At 63.5% G+C, this 16844-nt stretch carries 15 protein-coding genes; 7 read left to right on the top strand and 8 right to left on the bottom strand.

Annotation, left to right across the window (positions count from 1 at the left end):
- The first annotated feature begins 55 nt into the window (after positions 1-55).
- From PLU72_03335 to PLU72_03310, 6 genes are all read left to right on the top strand, one after another.
- Positions 56-3670, top strand: a complete 3615-nt coding sequence (locus tag PLU72_03335; protein HOT27197.1) for an exodeoxyribonuclease V subunit gamma — start codon at positions 56-58, stop codon at positions 3668-3670.
- Positions 3667-7128, top strand: coding sequence for a UvrD-helicase domain-containing protein (locus tag PLU72_03330; protein ID HOT27196.1), 3462 nt, complete (start codon positions 3667-3669; stop codon positions 7126-7128). The genes PLU72_03335 and PLU72_03330 overlap by 4 nt, the downstream gene beginning before the upstream one ends.
- Positions 7125-9200: an exodeoxyribonuclease V subunit alpha gene (gene recD / locus PLU72_03325; protein HOT27195.1), complete on the top strand. Its 2076-nt coding sequence runs from the start codon at positions 7125-7127 to the stop codon at positions 9198-9200. Before PLU72_03330 ends, recD begins: the two co-directional genes overlap by 4 nt.
- Positions 9197-9979, top strand: a complete 783-nt coding sequence (locus tag PLU72_03320; protein ID HOT27194.1) for an N-formylglutamate amidohydrolase — start codon at positions 9197-9199, stop codon at positions 9977-9979. The genes recD and PLU72_03320 overlap by 4 nt, the downstream gene beginning before the upstream one ends.
- A 116-nt stretch (positions 9980-10095) precedes the next feature.
- On the top strand, positions 10096-10701 hold the full coding sequence (locus tag PLU72_03315; GenBank protein HOT27193.1) for a DUF6508 domain-containing protein: 606 nt from the start codon (positions 10096-10098) through the stop codon (positions 10699-10701).
- Positions 10698-11021, top strand: a complete 324-nt coding sequence (locus PLU72_03310; protein HOT27192.1) for a hypothetical protein — start codon at positions 10698-10700, stop codon at positions 11019-11021. The genes PLU72_03315 and PLU72_03310 overlap by 4 nt, the downstream gene beginning before the upstream one ends.
- Before the next feature lie 44 nt (positions 11022-11065).
- On the opposite strand, the gene PLU72_03305 is transcribed toward PLU72_03310, so the two are convergent.
- The 7 genes from PLU72_03305 to PLU72_03275 all read right to left on the bottom strand — a co-directional run bounded on the left by PLU72_03305 (position 11066) and on the right by PLU72_03275 (position 15647).
- Positions 11066-11392 carry a hypothetical protein gene (locus PLU72_03305; protein HOT27191.1) on the bottom strand — a complete coding sequence of 109 codons (327 nt, stop codon included), beginning with the start codon at positions 11390-11392 and terminating at the stop codon, positions 11066-11068.
- A 50-nt stretch (positions 11393-11442) separates the two neighbouring features.
- The gene (locus tag PLU72_03300; protein HOT27190.1) at positions 11443-11649 is read right to left on the bottom strand and encodes a hypothetical protein; all 207 of its coding nucleotides are present in this window, start codon (positions 11647-11649) and stop codon (positions 11443-11445) included.
- A 115-nt stretch (positions 11650-11764) separates the two neighbouring features.
- Positions 11765-13060, bottom strand: coding sequence for a VWA-like domain-containing protein (locus tag PLU72_03295; protein ID HOT27189.1), 1296 nt, complete (start codon positions 13058-13060; stop codon positions 11765-11767).
- The gene (locus PLU72_03290) at positions 13057-14151 is read right to left on the bottom strand and encodes an AAA family ATPase (GenBank protein ID HOT27188.1); all 1095 of its coding nucleotides are present in this window, start codon (positions 14149-14151) and stop codon (positions 13057-13059) included. Before PLU72_03290 ends, PLU72_03295 begins: the two co-directional genes overlap by 4 nt.
- A 15-nt stretch (positions 14152-14166) precedes the next feature.
- Positions 14167-14484 carry an SWIM zinc finger domain-containing protein gene (locus tag PLU72_03285; protein HOT27187.1) on the bottom strand — a complete coding sequence of 106 codons (318 nt, stop codon included), beginning with the start codon at positions 14482-14484 and terminating at the stop codon, positions 14167-14169.
- 43 nt (positions 14485-14527) lie between these two features.
- Positions 14528-15070: a hypothetical protein gene (locus tag PLU72_03280; protein HOT27186.1), complete on the bottom strand. Its 543-nt coding sequence runs from the start codon at positions 15068-15070 to the stop codon at positions 14528-14530.
- 52 nt (positions 15071-15122) lie between these two features.
- Positions 15123-15647, bottom strand: a complete 525-nt coding sequence (locus PLU72_03275) for a hypothetical protein (GenBank protein ID HOT27185.1) — start codon at positions 15645-15647, stop codon at positions 15123-15125.
- Positions 15648-15791: 144 nt separating this feature from the next.
- Between PLU72_03275 and PLU72_03270 the strand changes: the two genes are divergently transcribed.
- Positions 15792-16106 carry a hypothetical protein gene (locus tag PLU72_03270; GenBank protein HOT27184.1) on the top strand — a complete coding sequence of 105 codons (315 nt, stop codon included), beginning with the start codon at positions 15792-15794 and terminating at the stop codon, positions 16104-16106.
- 234 nt (positions 16107-16340) lie between these two features.
- On the opposite strand, the gene PLU72_03265 is transcribed toward PLU72_03270, so the two are convergent.
- The gene (locus PLU72_03265; protein ID HOT27183.1) at positions 16341-16700 is read right to left on the bottom strand and encodes a hypothetical protein; all 360 of its coding nucleotides are present in this window, start codon (positions 16698-16700) and stop codon (positions 16341-16343) included.
- Positions 16701-16844 lie beyond the last annotated feature (144 nt).

Here is a 16844-nt window from a genome sequence, read left to right as displayed (position 1 = left end):
TCCGGGATGCGGGAATTGCCATGCAGGTATCAAGACCTGCGGAGAGGGTTCGGGAATGGGGATGCACCTGTTTACGGCTGCGACGCTTGACCGGCTTGTGGGGATGCTTGGGGGGTATCTTCGGGAGGCGACAGGGAACGTCGGGGCGGATCTGTTCGAGGCGTGGCCGGTCATCACGCCGAACGTTTCGGTCCAGGAGTGGCTGAGGCTCGATCTCATCCAGCGGTTCCAGGGCGGCCTCGAGCCGGCGTTCTCGAACCTCGGGGACGGGCTGTGGGGCCTGTGGAAACGGCATGCGGGGCCGTTCGATCCCGAGCCGCGACTGCTCTCGGACGGACACCTGCGCGACCTGGTTCTCGCGGCGCTTCTCAGCGTGACAGAGAAAGCCGACGGGCGTCTCGCCCCGGTGCGGAGCTACCTGGAAGCCGGAGGCGGAGCCGACAGGGACAGGCGGGCCTGGCAGTTCGCGGCGCAGATCACGGGGTTGTTCCTGCGGTATGAGACCGAGGCGGGACTGCCCGACGGCGTCGATCCGTCCGCTTTTCCCCTGATCGACGAGACCGTCGCCCGGCTCAACGGAAGTCCGGAGCATCTCGCCTGGCAGAAAATACTATATCATAACATATTCCAAAATAACGGGCTGAGATCCACCGTTTTCCCCGACCGGTTCACGCTCAGGCAACTCGCGGCGGGGCATCCCCTCGCGCGGCCGGCGGGCTCAACCGGGGTCCGACCGGTCGTCGTCTTCGGCTTCGACTCCCTGCCGCCGCTGGCGCTCGACATCCTTCGCAGGCTGGGCGACATCCTTCCGGTCGCCCTGTTCCTGCTCGACACGGGCAGTCCCGCGGCCGTCACCCACCCGCTCGACCGGTGGCGGGCGCCGTTCCTGTCCCTGCGGCGCAGCCTCGGGAACATCGCCTCGTCCGCGGCACCTTCCGAGCCGCCGTCGCCGGCGCCCCGAAGCCTCCTCGACACCCTCCGGGCGAAGCTGCGGTCAAGCCCGGGCATCGATCCCGTCAAACGGACGCAGGATGCCTCCCTCCAGTTATGGGCCTGCCCCGGCCCCCAGCGCGAGGTGGAGACCGTCGCACGCCTCCTGGCCGGACAGACCGACGCCACGGCGGCCGACACGACCGAGACGGCGGTCCTCGTGACCCGGCCGGATGAATATCTACCGTTATTCAGAGAAGCGTTCCAGCGTCTCCGCATCCCGTTCTCCGCGGCCGGCGACGGGAGCGACCTGCCGGGCCCGTATGCCGACGGCGTCGAGGCCCTGTTCGACCTCGCGAAAAACGGCTTCACCCGGGCGGGTGTGTTCCGGATCCTGTCGAATCCCTGCTGGCAGCACAAACGGTGGGTTCAGCCGGGGATGGTGCGGGACTGGCTGACCTGGGCCGACGAACTGGGCATCTTCGCGGGCTTCTCCACCGAGGACAAGTGCCGATCCTGCGATCTGCCGGGCCGGGAGCCGTGCGACGCGTGCAGAAACCCCGAGGCACGTGAGCAAGGGAACGGCATGACCGGGGCGCACACGTTCGAGTCGGCCCTCCGCCGCCTGCGTCTCGGCCGTCTCATGGAGTGCCGGAACTTCTCGCCCTCCGACACGGAGATGCCGGCCTGGCGCGGCTACGTCCCGTTCCAGGACTTCGCGACCTCGGATGCGGACACGCTGGGCGCCTTTTCGGTCGGCGTCGAGATGCTCCACCTCATGACCCGCAGGCTGAAAGACACGTGCGGGGCCCCACCCTCCCCCGCCTGGGCGGAAACCCTGCGGGGCATTCTCGACGCCTGCCTGGCGGCGCGCCCCGACCAGCCGGACGAGATCGCCGCCCGCAGCCACGCGTTCGGCATGATCGATCATTTCGCGGAGCTCGAGCCGCTGGTCTCGAACGGGCTGGGTCTCGAACTCGTCCGGTCGGGGCTGGTCGGCGCCTGCGCCGGCGCGGGCGGGGAAGGCGCCGGGCGGCTGTTCATGGGCGGCGTGACGATCGCGCCCCTGTCAGCCGCGGCCACGCTTCCCTGGCGGCGCGTCTTCATCGTGGGTCTCGAAGAGACCCGGTTCCCGGGCAGCGGGCTCAGCTCCAGCCTGAACCTGCTCGAGCCGCTCCCGGGCGCGGCGGAACGGGCCGCTGACGGGCCCGTTTCGGGCGACGAGACGAACCGGCAGGCTTTCCTGCAGGCCCTGCTCGCCTGCCGTGAAAAAATGGTCCTGACCTACAGCTGCATCGACCCGGCCAAGGAGGCCGAGCTCAACCCGTCATCCGTCATCTGCGAACTCGAAGCCTTCCTCCGGGACCACGTCCTGGCGAACCGGGAAACGCTCCGCCGCGTGATCGTCCCTTCGACGCCGCTGAGCGACCGGTTCCTTCTGCCCGACGCCGAGCCGTGGCACGACACGCTGCGGCTGGTCGACCGCGACGAGTGGCTCACCTCGCTCCTGCTGGCCGACCGGAACAACTCCCCACGACTCCCCCGGGGGCCCGCCACCGACCGTCTGATCGAGGAGGCCCGCGCGAACCGGGGCATCCAGCTCCCGCAGGCCGTCGAGACCGCGCCGAAGGAGCTCACCCTCCGGGTCTGGACGTCCCAGCTTTCGACGTTCCTCCAGGACCCCGCCACCGCCGTTCTCCAGCGCTGGATCCGGACCGACACCGACGACTCCGCCGACGACTGGGAAGAGATCAGGTCGGCACCGCTCGCCGCGGACTGGCGCATGGGTCGGAACCTCATCCGGAACGCCGCGAACGCGTTTTTCCAGATGGAACCGCGCGACCGGCCGGATCCTCCCGCGACGTTTTTCCGGAAAGCCTACGACTGGGAGGTTCTGCGTTCGCGGCTTCCGGACGGCCTCTGGGGAAAGATCGACCGGGAACGCCTGGCGGACCAGTTCGACGATCTCGTGGAGTCCATCCGAAAGCACCAGGGCGACCGGGTGCGCGACGAGAGACTGGAAACGATCCTGCTCGGGCGGTTTTCAACCTCCCGGCACGTCCGGGGCATTCCGCCGCTGAGAACGCGCGTTTCCGCGCCGCCGGCCATGACACCGACGCCCACGGCGCAGGGCGTGGCGGCGAAGGAGTGGACGATCGAACTGCACGGCCGGCTTCCCCTCGTGTGGCGCGACGATGCCGGCCTCAACGCGCTGGTCATCAGGAACGCCAAAACGTCGAGCGCCAAACTGGACGGCAATCTGCTGACCCCGCTTCTGACCTACCTGGCCCTGCTCGTGCGCGACGAGGATGCCGCGACGGCCGGCGCGCGCGTCGTCGACGGTGCCCCCCTGTGCCTGCACGCCATTTCCACGGACGGATCAGCCACGTTCCGGTTCCTGCCTGATGCCGGGTTTGCGCGGAGCTACCTGAACGAACTGGTCAGGGAGTATCTCGCCCAGCGCAGTTTCGACGACCTCCGTCTGAAGATCGTCAATAGTATCAATTATCCGGAGGAAAACACACCCGCCGAGGAGTATGCAGCCACGCTGGCCGAAAAGCGCGACGAGCTTCTCGCCGGGAAATATCCACCTTCCTATTTTACCGACCTGTTCGAAACGCTCGACGAGCCGGCGATCCCGGAGGATGCCCTGGAGAAGGTGAAACGGCGCCTGGCGCCCCTCGAAACGCGCCTGGCGCGCGTCGAAAAGAAGCCCGCCGCGGAAGAGGAAGAAGCATGACCACGACGACGAAGATGAAACACCGGGTCCTCGAGGCGTCGGCCGGAACCGGCAAAACCTACCAGATCATCAAGCACGCGCACGAACTGATCATCGAGCGGGGCGTTCCGATCGAGCGACTCGCGATTGTGACGTTTTCGGAACGGGCCGCGGGCGAGCTTCGGAAGCGGCTTCGCGAAGACCTGGAAGCCTGCCTGCCGGCCGACGAGGCGCCCGCGGAACGGTGCCGCCGGGCGCTGACGGGGCTGGACCGGGCGATGGTGACGACGATTCACGGCTTCTGCTTCGCGATTCTCCGGGAGTATGCGTTTGAGACGGGCGAGTTGTTCGAGCAGGGCGTCACGGATATGGCCGACCTGTTCCCCGACCTGTTCGAGAGGTTCGTCCGGGGCGAACTGCGATGCATCGTTCTGAAGGAACCGAAACCGGAGGAGACGGCGCGCAGGCTTGCCGAGAACGGGTTTTATCAGGATCTCGCCGGGGAGACATGCCGGTTTTACCACCCGGAGACCTGCGAACTGCATCCGGATCCCGACCGGCCATTCGATCCGCGGCCCCTCTGCCAGTCCATCGTGAACGAACTGTCAGAGGTGAAGGTCGTGAAAAAGTCGACGGGTGCCAGGGATACCATCCACAAGACCGCGGCGGCCCTCCGGGAGATTCTTACCGACGGCGCCGGCGGCAGGCAACTTGCAGACACGCTGATGGAACGCCAGGACTGGCGGGTCGTCTTCAACAAGAACGGCAGTCTGAACGCATATGTAGAAAACATCCTGAAGAACGAGTGCCCGTCCGGGGAAGGGGCAGCCGGGCTTCTCAACGATCTCGTGCGTGCGCTGCACACGGCGCCCAGGTGGATCGTCTCGCGCATCGTCCGCGACTGCGCGCGATTCGGCCGTCTTCTGATGCGACACGAAGGGCTGATCGACTACCCCGCCATGCTGAACCGCACGCTCGAAGCGCTCGAGGGGTCGCCGGCCCTTGTGAAACACCTCCAGGTGCGTTTTGCGGCGGCGCTCGTCGACGAGTTTCAGGACACCGACCCGGTCCAGTGGCGTATGTTCGAGAAGCTGTTCACGGGCGGGCCGAACCGGCACCTGTTCGTCGTCGGCGACCCGAAGCAGGCGATCTACGGGTTTCGCGGGGCCGACGTCGTGACGTTCCAGGACGCCGTCACGCGACTGGTTCGCGACAACGGGGCCGAAACCGAGACGCTGGACCGCAACTTCCGTTCGTCACCCATGCTGGTGACGGCTCTCGACCGGCTTTTCTCGGAGAGCGGCATCGTCAGCGGGTATCAGAAGGTCACGCCGGCTTCGGAGCGTCAGCTCGAGGAGAACGGCGAGCCCGATTCCCGGCCTCTCCAGTTCGTCGGTTCGACCGCCAGGAGGGCATCAGAGGCCCGCGAGGAGTATGTGGCGTTCGTGGTCCGGGAAACGCAGGACCTGCTGAGCGGCCGGTATTCCTTCCGGGGCAAGGAGACGGTGCGACCGCTGAGCCCCGACGACATCGCGATCCTCGTGCGGGGCGCTCCCGATGAGCGACGGGTGACGAGCGCGCTCGCCGAGGCCGGAATCCCGTTCGTCACGCGGCGTCATGCCGGGCTGATGCAGTCGCGCGAAGCCGGCGAGATCGCCCTGGTGCTCGACGCCGTGGCGAACCCCTCGGATGCCTCGGCCGTCAAGAAAGCCCTGTTGACGAGGTTCTTCCGGTATCCCGTCGACCGGCTCGAGGGATTCACCGGACTTTCCCCCCGCGATCAGCTGGCCGTGCGGTTTCGCGCGTGGGCCGAGCTCGCGGAGGCGGGGAAGTGGCCGACGCTTTTCCGGGCCCTGCTGACCGAAACCGGCAGGCTTCTCGACGCCGCCACGTCCGACGATGACCCGGACGCGGGCGTGACGACGCTTCTCGACCTGGGGCGGGAGCTCGCCCTGATCGCGGAGCGGGAGCGACTCGACCTGGCCGGCCTCAGCCGGCGCATCGCAGCCGATCGGAAACGCGGGACGATCGACGACCAACCCGGCCTGTTGCTGCGTGTCGAGAGCGACCAGCCGAAGGTGCAGATCATGACGATGCATGCGGCGAAGGGGCTCGAGTTCCCCGTCGTCTTCATCCTCGGCTGGTTCACCTCCACCGATTTCGAGACGTTCCGACGGTATCACGTGCCTGAACCGGGCCCGGCGGGAACCCGGAAATGGCGCATCGACCTTTCCGGCTCCGACGAGGCGAAGCGGCTCAGCGCCCACGAGGAGCAGGACGAGGAGCGCCGCCTGTTCTACGTCGCGATGACACGGGCTATCGGCAGAGTCTACATGCCGCTCGGCATCCCGGAAAAGAATCCGAAGAAAGCGGGGCCGATCTACGAGTACCTGCGCGAAGGGATCGAGAAGGCGTTTCCCGGCCTGACGGCCGGCCCGACCGGCAATCACGCCGGCGTCGCGCTCCGGCTCACGGAGCCGGCCGATGGGGCGGGCCCGGCGCCATCGGAGCCCGGGATATCCGCCCGAACCGTCTCGTCACAGCTCGTCCTCGAACCGCCGCCGGAGCGGATCCCGACGCGGGATCGCCTGTTCATCCCGGTCAATTCGTTCAGCAGCCTGGCTTCACGCGGCGGGCCGGAACCGGTCGCGCTCGAGGATGATCGCGAGACGACGGGGGCGACCATCGAGTTCCTGCCCTGCGACGAACCTCCGGACGCGGAAGAGGCAGCCGGAGCGGCTGCGGAGCCGGATATCGGGCTTCCGGCCGGGGCCCGCACCGGCACGCTGTTTCACGCCCTGATGGAGCAGCTCGATTACGAGGCCGTCATGGCTGCGAAGACGCCGTCGGATCTTCTCGCGGAGGGAACCCCGTCGGCCGAGCTGATCGGCCGGCTGTTCCGGCGGTATCCCATTCGACGGCTTCACGACCCCGCGGATGCCGCACGCCTGGCAGAACTCGCCTGGAACACGCTTCGCACGCCCCTGGAGTTTCTCGGCGGTCAACCGCTGGCCGCCTGCCGGGAGCGACGTCACGAGATGGTCTTCTGGATGCCCGCGCCCGGCGCCGCCGCCCGCGAACTGCTCGGAACGACCGTCAGCAAAGGTCTGCTGACGGGCGCCCTCGACCTGGTCATAAGATATAATAACGCATACCATATCATTGACTTCAAAACAAATCGCTCCCGCGCCGGGTATGGAGGAACCGCGCTCGACGGTATCATGGAGGAGCATCGGTATCGTCTGCAGTATCTCCTGTATGGCGTCGCCCTCCGCCGCCTCCTGCGCGGGCCGGAGCAGAGAACCGAAGCGACGCCGCTCGCCGGGGCCGGGTATCTGTTCGTCCGGGGCATGACCGGGGCGAAGGGCTCGCCCGGCGTTTTCCATGGGGATCTTTCGGACGCGATTCTCGACAGGTTCGAACGGGAGACGCTCCCGGCGCTCCTCGGGAAACGGACAGGCGCGGGAGGCGAGGCATGAACCGGAATCACGAAACCCTGACGCGCGACCTGCAGGACCTCGGCATCTGGCCGGAATCCGCCGACGCGGTCCGCGCCGCCCTGTTCGAAACCGTCGTCCGCGAAACGGACCTGACGGCGACGGATTTCCAGACGATCCGCGACGTCTGCGAGATCGGCGGCATTCCTGCGGGCGAGGCCCGGACCGCCCTGGAAGCCGCCATGATGAACCTGTTTCTCGTCCGGGTGGAGGGCGGCCTCTCGATGACGCTCGACCCGGCTCGGCCGTTCGACCGCCTGCCGGCGTTCGAGGGACGGGATATATTATTCGATATTCTTCTGAAAAACCTGAAGAAGAAAACCTATGCCTCGATCGTGGGCGACGCCGCGCCGACGCCGTTTCTGCCGCTGATCCGCGACGAACGTCGCCTGGCCTTCCACCGGTATCGGGAAGCCGATGACCGTCTCCAGAGCGCCTTGCGGGAACGGCAGAGCGCCCCGGATACGCCGGAAACGGGATTGCCCGCCTCCCCGGAAGCCTGGCGGGACATTTTCCTGACAGTAACGGAACATTCCGCGGTCACGCTGGGTGACGACCAGAAGACAGCCCTGGCGGCGGCGCTGATTCGCCGGTTCTTCGTCATCACCGGGGGCCCCGGCACGGGGAAGACCTCGGTGGTGTTCACGCTGATCCGCTGCCTCCTGCAGGCGGGCCTGAAGGCGGACAGGATCGCCCTGGCCGCGCCGACGGGCCGGGCGGCACAGCGGTTGGGCGAAACCCTGCGCATCCAGCTCGGGCTGCTCCGGGAAAAGAAACGGCACCTGCCCGGTGACGAGATGATCGAATGCCTCGAACCGCGCACCCTGCACCGTCTGCTCGGCTACTCGCCCTCGAAGCTCACCTTCTCTCATTCGTCGGAAAATCCCCTGGAGGCCGATCTCATCCTCGTGGACGAAACGTCGATGGTCGACACGGAGCTGATGTCCCGCCTGCTCGACGCCGCGCCGCCCGAGGCCCGCATCATCCTGATCGGAGACCGCGACCAGCTTCCCTCCGTCGAGGCCGGAACGGTGCTCGCCGACCTGGTCGGCGACGTCCGGCAGTCGACGTTCAGCCATTTTATGGCAATGAATATAAATAAGATCCTCGGCCTCGCCCCTACCGCCGAGGCGGGCTTCCTCACGTCCGGCAAAACGTCCGGGCAAAGTCCGATGGCGGACCGCATCGCCGTTCTCCAGACGTGCCACCGGGCGAACACGACGATCATCGAGGCCGCGCGGGCGATCAACGGATACTGCCCCGGGGGCGATTTCACCGCCCATCTGCGCGGCATCTTCCCGCCCGGCCGGGAGAACATCCTGGAGTGGCGGAGCCCCGCGGAGTGGACCTCCGACGGGTTTTCGAAGGAAATCGCCGCCTGGTCGGCCGAGTTCGCGAAAGGCTCGGGCAACGCCTTTTCCGACGTCATCCGGAGTTGTCTGAAGGAAGGCATTCCCATGACCGGAGAATCGCTGAAACCGGAGCATCCGCTCACCGGGGCGTTCGAGTTCCTGACGCGGCGGAAAATCCTGACCGTCTACCGGGAGGGGCCATTCGGCGTCGAGTCGATCAACCGCCTCGTCTCGGCGCAGCTGCGGAAGCAACTTCCGGGCGAGGGCTGGGGCGCCTTTTTCCCGGGCGCGGTGGTGATGGTGACCCGAAACGATTACCGGCTGGAGCTGTTCAACGGCGACACCGGCCTGGTCCTGCCGGCGAAGGACGGCGGCCTGTTCGGCGTCTTCCCGCGCCCCGGCACGATTCTGCGGGTGCCCGTCGACGAACTGCCGGGCCCCGAGCCGGCCTTCGCCGTGACGGTGCACAAGAGCCAGGGATCGGAATACGACGAGGTGTTCCTGATCCTTCCGCTCCCGCCCTCCGACACCGCGGCCCGCCTGCTGTCACGCGAGATCGTCTACACCGGCCTCACCCGGGCGAAACACCGCGTCACCCTCCTCGCCGACCCGGAAACCCTCCACAACGCCTGCTCCCGCCGCGCGACCGGCCCAGCCGTGGTTTCTGACGTTCCGTCTCCTGGCCCGAAGGTGGATTCATGAAGCGGTTCCCTGCGCTGATCATCCACGTTCCCCATGCATCCACGGTCATTCCGGAGGATGTGCGGAAGACGTTCTGTCTGGATGACAGGGAACTCGCTGAGGAGGTCCGGCTCCTCACGGACCATTTTGCCGACAAACTATTCGCCTGCGATCCCGAGCGGGCCGTCACGATCGGTTTCCCGGTCAGCCGACTGGTCGTCGATCCGGAGCGCTTTCCCGACGACGCCCGGGAGTCGATGGCACACAAGGGCATGGGGGCCGTCTACATGAAGACCAGCGGCGGGAAGCCGCTGAGGCATCCTCTCGACCCGGGAAGCCGGGAGGCCCTTCTTACCCGGTATTATCATCCGCACCACGAGAGGCTGACCAGGGCCGTCGACGAAGCGCTGGAGCGGCGGGGCGGCTGCCTGATCATCGACGGACACAGTTTTCCCGATCATCCCCTGCCCTGCGATGCCGACCAGGAAACCCCGCGCCCGGATATCTGCCTGGGAACGGATCCCTTCCACACACCCTCCTCCCTGGTGGAATGCGCCGCGAATTATTTCTCCGAAGCCGGCTTCCAGGTGAAACTGAACCGTCCCTATGCCGGCACCATCGTCCCCCTGTCCCATCACGGCAGGCGTTCCGCCTGTCTTTCTCTCATGATCGAAATAAATCGTCGTTTATATATCGATGAAACGAACTCCCGGCGCTCTCCCGACTTCTCCGCCGTCAGGGAACACGTCCAGACAGTCATCGACCTGCTGGCCTCGAAAGCGCGGATCCCAGGAAAGTGACCGGTTCTAGAACACCCAAATATTGATGTTTCATTCCCCCGAATACGACCGGTGTTTCTCATCCAGGAAAAGGACGAAACAGAGCTGGCCACCGGAATCGTTTGAAGGAGGAAGTCATGAAAGTCGTGATCTGGGACAAGGAATACGATTTTGAATGGGATGAGGGAGATGTCGTTGACATCGACGCGCTCAACGCGATCACGCTTGAGGCGAAACAGGCATATCTGCGGGGACTTCGCGACGGCACGATCGGCAACCCTCCTGGCCTGTGGGATAATTCACCCAGCCTGCAAAGTATCGACGAGATCATTGCCTGTCTCCCCTGTTTTGAGAAATCTGGGTCCTTTACGGTCGAATGGCCTCCAGCAGAGAAATTCTTCAAAAACATGACCAACTTCCCATATCCATCATTCAGTCATGAATTTTATTTATTCCTTAAATTGCTTCACGACTCTGGATTTATCTTCGTCTTCAACTGGATCAAGTGGGAGGCTGGTCGGAACGTTTTTCAGAAGATGCCTGAATTGATCGACGTGGCAGGCTATGAAACCATACGACGGATGTTCACTGCGCACGTACGGCAGGATCGATTCTGCGAGGGTCATCTGGCAAGGATGCTCACGGAGGGAGTTCTTGCACGACTTGTCCAGCGGCTTGCGAAGCTGAGGCAGGACAATCTTCTCCCTCTCGCATTGGTCAATTCGACAGGAGGCGCATCATGACGGAAGCTCAGAACTGGATTGAGTTCGAATCACTGATCGAAAAGTGGTTCGACGGAGAGGCTCTCTCCCACGCGAAGCCCATGTCTGATCGAGAGATCTCGAATCTTCGGCGCCAGTTCACGACGGCGCTCGACTGCGGGATCCTTCCTGACCAGGAATGGGTCCATCTCATCGTTGTTAATCTCATCACGACCCTCGACCTGCGGAGCGAGGATCCCATCCTCATGACGGCCATCAGGCGCGAACTTCGCCAGTGGAACGGCCTGCTGGCCGAGATCACCCCCATCGGTTTCGCCCAAGCCAGTGAAACGCGCCAATGATCGCATGCGAAGGCGGCCGGCAGATGTGCCGGTCGCTTTCTGTTTCATCGTCTTCCGGTGTGCGCGCCCCTCGGTTTTCTTCGTGCCGCCGCCTTTTCCCGAGGCTGTTCGGGCCGTTTCCTGAACTCTTCATCCCTGGCCAGCTTCGCGGCGACCCGGTCGGCGATTTTATTCGCTATTTTATCCGCGACCTTGTCGGACACACGGTCGGCGATCGTGTCGATGAAGGAGAGACAGGCCTGCATCACCGTCCTGTATGACACGACGGCGACCTGGCCGTCTCGCTTTTGCGCCCATTCGATCAGCCCGATCGACAGGAATAGTGATATAACGAACGCAATACATATACTCGCGTATGGCCGGATGATCATATCGCCACCCCATACGGCAAAGCCCGGGAAGGCATCCCGGGCTCCCGGGATCACGCCGCGCGCCGACGAGGGCGGCGCTTCCGCCGGCCGAGGCCGGGGAAGGGGCGAAGCCGGAGATACGAGCAGGCTTCCAGATTTCTCCGATAGCCCTCCGTCTCGATGGAGGAGAGTTCGATCTCCTCGCGCACCCAGCGCCGATCCCCTGCGCTGAAGAAGGAAAGAAAGCCGCCGATCGAGCACGAGTCTTCGTTATACATTTCAATCCTCCTTATGTTTGTTTCTTTCACTCCCTATCAACCGGACGGATTATCCAGGTTGAACCACAAATAAAGTGAATCGCCTCAAAGGCGCGCCCGATCGGCACGAACGGAGTCAGGAGATGGTGATGACCCGGCCCCAGGGGGCCTTGCCGTGCTTGGCGCCGGTCACCCACAGGACGGGGTACGTCGGCGCCTTTTTCGGGAAGGTGCTGAACAGGTCGGTGAGGCCGATGAACAGCTCGGGCCGGATATTCCGCTCTTTCAACCAGTCGAAGACGGGGCGATGGTCGGTTCCGCCGCCGCCCTTCGCCTTCAGGTTTTCGATCCAGGCGTCGATCCGGGCGGTCGGGACCACTTCGTGAACCTGGGCATCGGCGACGATCAGCAAGCACTCTTCGGCGAACTGCGACAACTGCACGATCTCGACGCATGCGGCGGAAAGCTCGCTTTCCGTCATGCTTCCCGAGGTGTCGAGCGCGATCACCAGGCCGCCGATCCGCTCGGAATAAAGGCCGGGCACGACGAGATCGCATTCGAGATATCTCCGGTTGGGCCGGGCCAGCGAGTAGTCGTCGCGCGCCAGGGCCTGGCCGACATACGATTGCAGGATGCGCTGCCACGCGACTTTCCCCCGCTCGCCTGGAAGCAGGTCGCGAAGTTCCCCGGCCGGGAAGTGGCCGCGTCCCTCGCCCCTCTGCCACTGTTCGATCGCGTCGATCACCCGCTCGACCAGTTCTTCGTGCTGTCCGTCGCTCAGATCGTACGGAAGATGGATATCGATGTTTCCCTGCCGGTGCCGGAGCCCCGGAAGATTCCAGGGGCTCGAGTCCTCGCCGGGCCGGGGAAGAGTGATCGTGATCTCCACGGCGTCCGCCATGGCGTCCTCTTCCTCCTTCAGCAGGGTCTCGTAGATGGTTTCCGCAATCATGTCGTCGAACCGCTCGTCGAACAACAGCGAGACCTCCCCGAGCCCCGGAATGCTGGCTTCCGGCCGCTCATACAGGGGCTTGCCCCGGAAAACAGGGTGAGGAATCTCCGCGATGATGCGGTTGATGGCGTAATCGGTGGCGCAGTTCCAGAGATGGAGATTCCGGCCGCCCCGGCGATGATGCGAGGCGAACACCAGATGACATACCTCATGCAATAGAACGAAACCGAGCTGGGAAACCGACAGGTGCCGCGTATACTCCGGGTTGAACCAGATATGGTGCAGGCAGTCGGTGGCGGCGAACGCCGGGAGCTCGGGATCAGGAACCAGCTTCAAAGGCAGGAGGAGAAACCCCCAGAACGGATGAGACTCGAGAAGGCTCATCCGAAGGGAAACGAGGCGCTTCATCTCGACGGCCGGAATCTGCCCGGCATCGCCCCTGGAGGCATCAGGTCTGTCAGTTCTGCTCACGCGCTTCATCTGTAATTCTCCAGTTTGAGATCGACGAGCCTGCGGGCCAGCTCCTGAAAGGCGGGAATGGGCTTGAGGCGGTCGACCAGGTCACTGCGCGACTTCACCTGTTTCAGGAACAGCATCACGTACTCCGGGTCGAGGCCCGGCGAGGTCAGGAAGGTCACCACGTTGGGAAGCTGGGCGTCCGTGGGCGGATTCCCGCGAGCGACATGGCTCGCAACGGCAAAGACGGCGGCATAGATGAAGCTCGGATCGGCGTATTTCCCCTTCGTGAAGTTCACGGGAGCGCCCTGGCCGATGATCTTCGCCGCGTTGATCTCGCCGTAGATGCGCCGGAAGCTGAAATACCGCTCTGCGGCCCCCACGCCCACGCATGCCGCGACAGCCCGCTTCTGATCCGCCTCGTGAATGGCGGGAAGAACCCTGCTGGCCATTTCCCATGTGCGCGGGGAGGGAAAGGCGACATCACCGGAGTTGTCATAGAGCGCCTCTTCGCCTTCCTGGCCGATGTAGGCCATGATCGACGGGTCGACGCCGGCCCGGATGCCCCAGTCCAGCCAGGTGCGGGCGTCCACGCGCAGGATGAAGTGCGCGAACCGGTTGCACAGGGCCGACGAAAGGGCGGTGACGATCGCGTTGTCCTCCTCGAGGTTGCCGGCCGCCATGACGACGGTTCCGGGATGGAACGCGAACTCGCCGATGCGGTGCTCGAGGACGATCTGGTAGGCCACGGCCTGGTGGAGCTTCGTCACGGCCGCGTTGATCTCGTCGAGGAACACGAAGCTGGGCTCTGAGCAGGCGTCTCTGACCCATTGCGGCGGGAAGAGGTCGAGCACCTTCCGCTCGCGGTCGGGGAAGTGGACGCCGCCGATCTCGGCCGGGTCGCGCTGGGCCAGCCGGATGTCGATCAGCGGCAGGTTCATGGCCTGCGACAGTTCGCGTGCGAGCGACGACTTGCCGACGCCGGGGTGGCCGCGCAGGAGGACGGAGATGCCGGAGTGGAGCATGCCCCCGACGAGCGGCAGGAGTTGCTGATACGTGTAGCCCTCGGGAAGGGCCTTCGCCTGGGTGGTTTTCGAGCGTGCGATTCTGGCCATCTGGCGTTCCTCCCTTTACAGAAACAGGTCGAGCAGCTGCGCCTGGAAGCGCGCGTCCTTGATCATCAGGGCGATGATGTGCTTGCAGAAGCCCCCGGTATGTGTTTTTGCCCGGTTCTCGGCGTCCGGGCAGGTGCAGGCCGGCTGAAGCAACCAGGCCGGGTCGATGGTCACCTCGTAGGGCTTCGTTCCCCCGGTCACCCGGAACGTCAGCCTCCCGTCGGGCCCGGCAACGGGTTGGCCGTAGGCATATTTCGCGAGCACGTCGCGCGCCGCGCGAATGACGCGAACCTCGCGCGAATACAGGTCGATCTCATGAGTCTGGTCAGCCATCCGTACACCTCCGGTTTCTCTCTATGGCGTTATCATACGGGTTTCATGCAAGGAACTTTACCCAGGAACTCACCACCGTGCGGGCGTGGAAAAGCATCAGCAGGACGCGATGTTTCATAATACCCGTTATTATTTTGGCCTTCACCGCCTCGGGTGCGCCATTGAATTTCGCCTGGAACTGCTCCTCGTTCATCACTGTCGAGGCAGCCCCGCAGGACCGACATCCTCCGCCCCCAACCGCCGTTTCCCATAGAAGAGCGCCGCATCGAAGACAGAAATAAGGGATGAATTTTTCATCCTCGAGGTGCAGGACACGCGGGATTACCGTGAAAAAGCACCTGGCTCTCAGTCTCCAGTAGCGTTGCTCGATCGCCTCGAGAATCCTGTGCCTGACGCTGCCGGGGGCATCGTCAAAGGTTCGGGCCAGGGCCGATTCCGTCGATATGGACAGAGTCATGCCGCACGACTCGCACTTCCCGCAGGCCAGCGAGGCATTGCCGTATTCACAGCCGCAATCCAGGCAGAAGTAGTGGAGAAGCAGGCTCTTGCTCTCTTCCATGCCATTCGAACATGTGTAGAATATCATAGGCTTTTCTTTCCGCCGATTCGGCGTCGCATTCCAACGATCTGCCGGTATTTCAGAAGGTTGTCCGTGTGCGGCCCCGGAAAAACATCAACAGGGTGCGGTGATACATGATTCCCTGGATGATCTTTGTCTTCACCGTCTCCGGCGCGCCAAGGAAATCGGCCTGGAGTTGCTCTTCGGTCGCCCGCGTCACGGCGGCCCCGCAGCACGTGCACGCTCCGCGGTCGAACGAGGCGCCCCACAGGAGCTCGCCGCACCCCACGCAGAATGATCCGATGTGTTTCTCGTCATCGAGGCGCATGATTCGCGGGGTGATGGTGAAGAATATTCTGGCCTGGAGTCTCCAGAATCGGTGTTCGATCGTCTCGAGAATCTTCCGTTTCACCCGGCCGGGGGCATCCTCGAAGGCTTGTATCAGGGCCGTTTCCGTCGAAATAAACAGAGGCTCGCCGCAGGATTCGCACTTCCCGCAGGTCAGCGAGACGTCGCCGTATTCGTTGCCGCAGCCCAGGCAGAAAAAATGGAGAAACCGGCTCCATTGATCCTTGAGGACGTTCGAACATGTATACAGGATCATATATTCCCTCCCTCTCATTTCGTCGACACATTCCATAAACCGGCGGGAACGAAGCTTATGAACCACGAAAAAAGAGAGTTCATCTTCGTGAAACGATCCGGTTCTCACTCTGTGAGACGAAATTTTTCGAGAGGAGAATGAACGATGTCATCGGAAAATGCGCGCCTGACAGCCAGAGAGAAGCTGGATCTCCCGGCATCACGGATGATTCGCCTGCTGTTCGACGAGGCTTCGGAGGGAATTCCCGACGAACCGGAAGTTCACGTGAACATCGAGACGACGCCCGGCGAGTTCAAGGAGATGCTGATGTTCGCGTACGAAGGGCCGCCCGATCCGGACGTGAAGTGGCAAAAACTCGTCCGGTATATGAACCGGTATCTCCGCCTCGTCCAGCAGGGGTGCGAGCTGATGGAGGATCCCGATTTCAAGATGAACGTCCAGCTCGGGAAAATCCGATGAGTCTCTATTCCTAACAGTCGCGGACATTACGCGACTCAGACCTGCACCATGCCCCCGGAAACCTGCAGATGAAAATCGATGCTCCGTTCTCTCTGAGGTATCGAAGCCTGTCCTGAGCCTGTCGAAGGGGGCGAGAGGCATTTCGTGCTTCGATACCTCAGCACGAACGGTATCGTGTGTGCGAGTTCACTGTCGTGCTATGTCTGAGACACGTAGGAACTCCCTGCTTTTCTCTCAGGGGGTCTTCTCATACCAGTCTTCATGAAGCGACCAGCGCGAGCAGGCCAGGCAGCAGGTCCATTTCCACTGATGCAGACAGCCTGGACACTGGCCATGCGTCAGAAACGTATTCCAGCTCGTGAAGCACCCTTTGAGAAAGCCTTCAGGGGATTCATTGGGCCCGCACGACCAGAGGTCCTTTTTCCGAGGCCGCCAGCCGCACAGAGGGCATCGAATCTTCTTGAAATTCGTCTTTTCGCGCTCCAGCCTGAGTTTCGAAAAGATTTTCAGAGAGGGCAGACTGATGTTTTCCCGAAGCAGCTGATACGAACCGCCGTTTTCCCCCGGCGTGCTCACATTGAATTCGCTCTGCATCCCAATGTCTCCTTCTCTTCCCGTTCGAAGACCACACCCTCGACCAATTTTACTCCTGCCGCTATAACAATTGAAAAGCCCCCTTTTTTCGGGCTTACGTCCCGTCAAGTGGTGTAATTTCTGGTCATGGTTTCCTGGATCGGC

It is taken from the genome of Candidatus Ozemobacteraceae bacterium, from assembly GCA_035373905.1.
GTDB lineage: Bacteria > Muiribacteriota > Ozemobacteria > Ozemobacterales > Ozemobacteraceae > MWAR01.
Note: the sequence above shows the minus strand (reverse complement) of the source record. Positions and strands in the feature narration are given on the sequence as shown.

Bases quoted from the DNA above. Each gene is read 5' to 3' on its own strand.
- PLU72_03335 (HOT27197.1), top strand. From the start codon at position 56: ATGGGGATGCACCTGTTTACGGCTGCGACGCTTGACCGGCTTGTGGGG.
- PLU72_03330 (HOT27196.1), top strand. From the start codon at position 3,667: ATGACCACGACGACGAAGATGAAACACCGGGTCCTCGAGGCGTCGGCC.
- recD (HOT27195.1), top strand. From the start codon at position 7,125: ATGAACCGGAATCACGAAACCCTGACGCGCGACCTGCAGGACCTCGGC.
- PLU72_03320 (HOT27194.1), top strand. From the start codon at position 9,197: ATGAAGCGGTTCCCTGCGCTGATCATCCACGTTCCCCATGCATCCACG.
- PLU72_03315 (HOT27193.1), top strand. From the start codon at position 10,096: ATGAAAGTCGTGATCTGGGACAAGGAATACGATTTTGAATGGGATGAG.
- PLU72_03310 (HOT27192.1), top strand. From the start codon at position 10,698: ATGACGGAAGCTCAGAACTGGATTGAGTTCGAATCACTGATCGAAAAG.
- PLU72_03305 (HOT27191.1), bottom strand. From the start codon at position 11,392: ATGATCATCCGGCCATACGCGAGTATATGTATTGCGTTCGTTATATCA.
- PLU72_03300 (HOT27190.1), bottom strand. From the start codon at position 11,649: ATGTATAACGAAGACTCGTGCTCGATCGGCGGCTTTCTTTCCTTCTTC.
- PLU72_03295 (HOT27189.1), bottom strand. From the start codon at position 13,060: ATGAAGCGCGTGAGCAGAACTGACAGACCTGATGCCTCCAGGGGCGAT.
- PLU72_03290 (HOT27188.1), bottom strand. From the start codon at position 14,151: ATGGCCAGAATCGCACGCTCGAAAACCACCCAGGCGAAGGCCCTTCCC.
- PLU72_03285 (HOT27187.1), bottom strand. From the start codon at position 14,484: ATGGCTGACCAGACTCATGAGATCGACCTGTATTCGCGCGAGGTTCGC.
- PLU72_03280 (HOT27186.1), bottom strand. From the start codon at position 15,070: ATGATATTCTACACATGTTCGAATGGCATGGAAGAGAGCAAGAGCCTG.
- PLU72_03275 (HOT27185.1), bottom strand. From the start codon at position 15,647: ATGATCCTGTATACATGTTCGAACGTCCTCAAGGATCAATGGAGCCGG.
- PLU72_03270 (HOT27184.1), top strand. From the start codon at position 15,792: ATGTCATCGGAAAATGCGCGCCTGACAGCCAGAGAGAAGCTGGATCTC.
- PLU72_03265 (HOT27183.1), bottom strand. From the start codon at position 16,700: ATGCAGAGCGAATTCAATGTGAGCACGCCGGGGGAAAACGGCGGTTCG.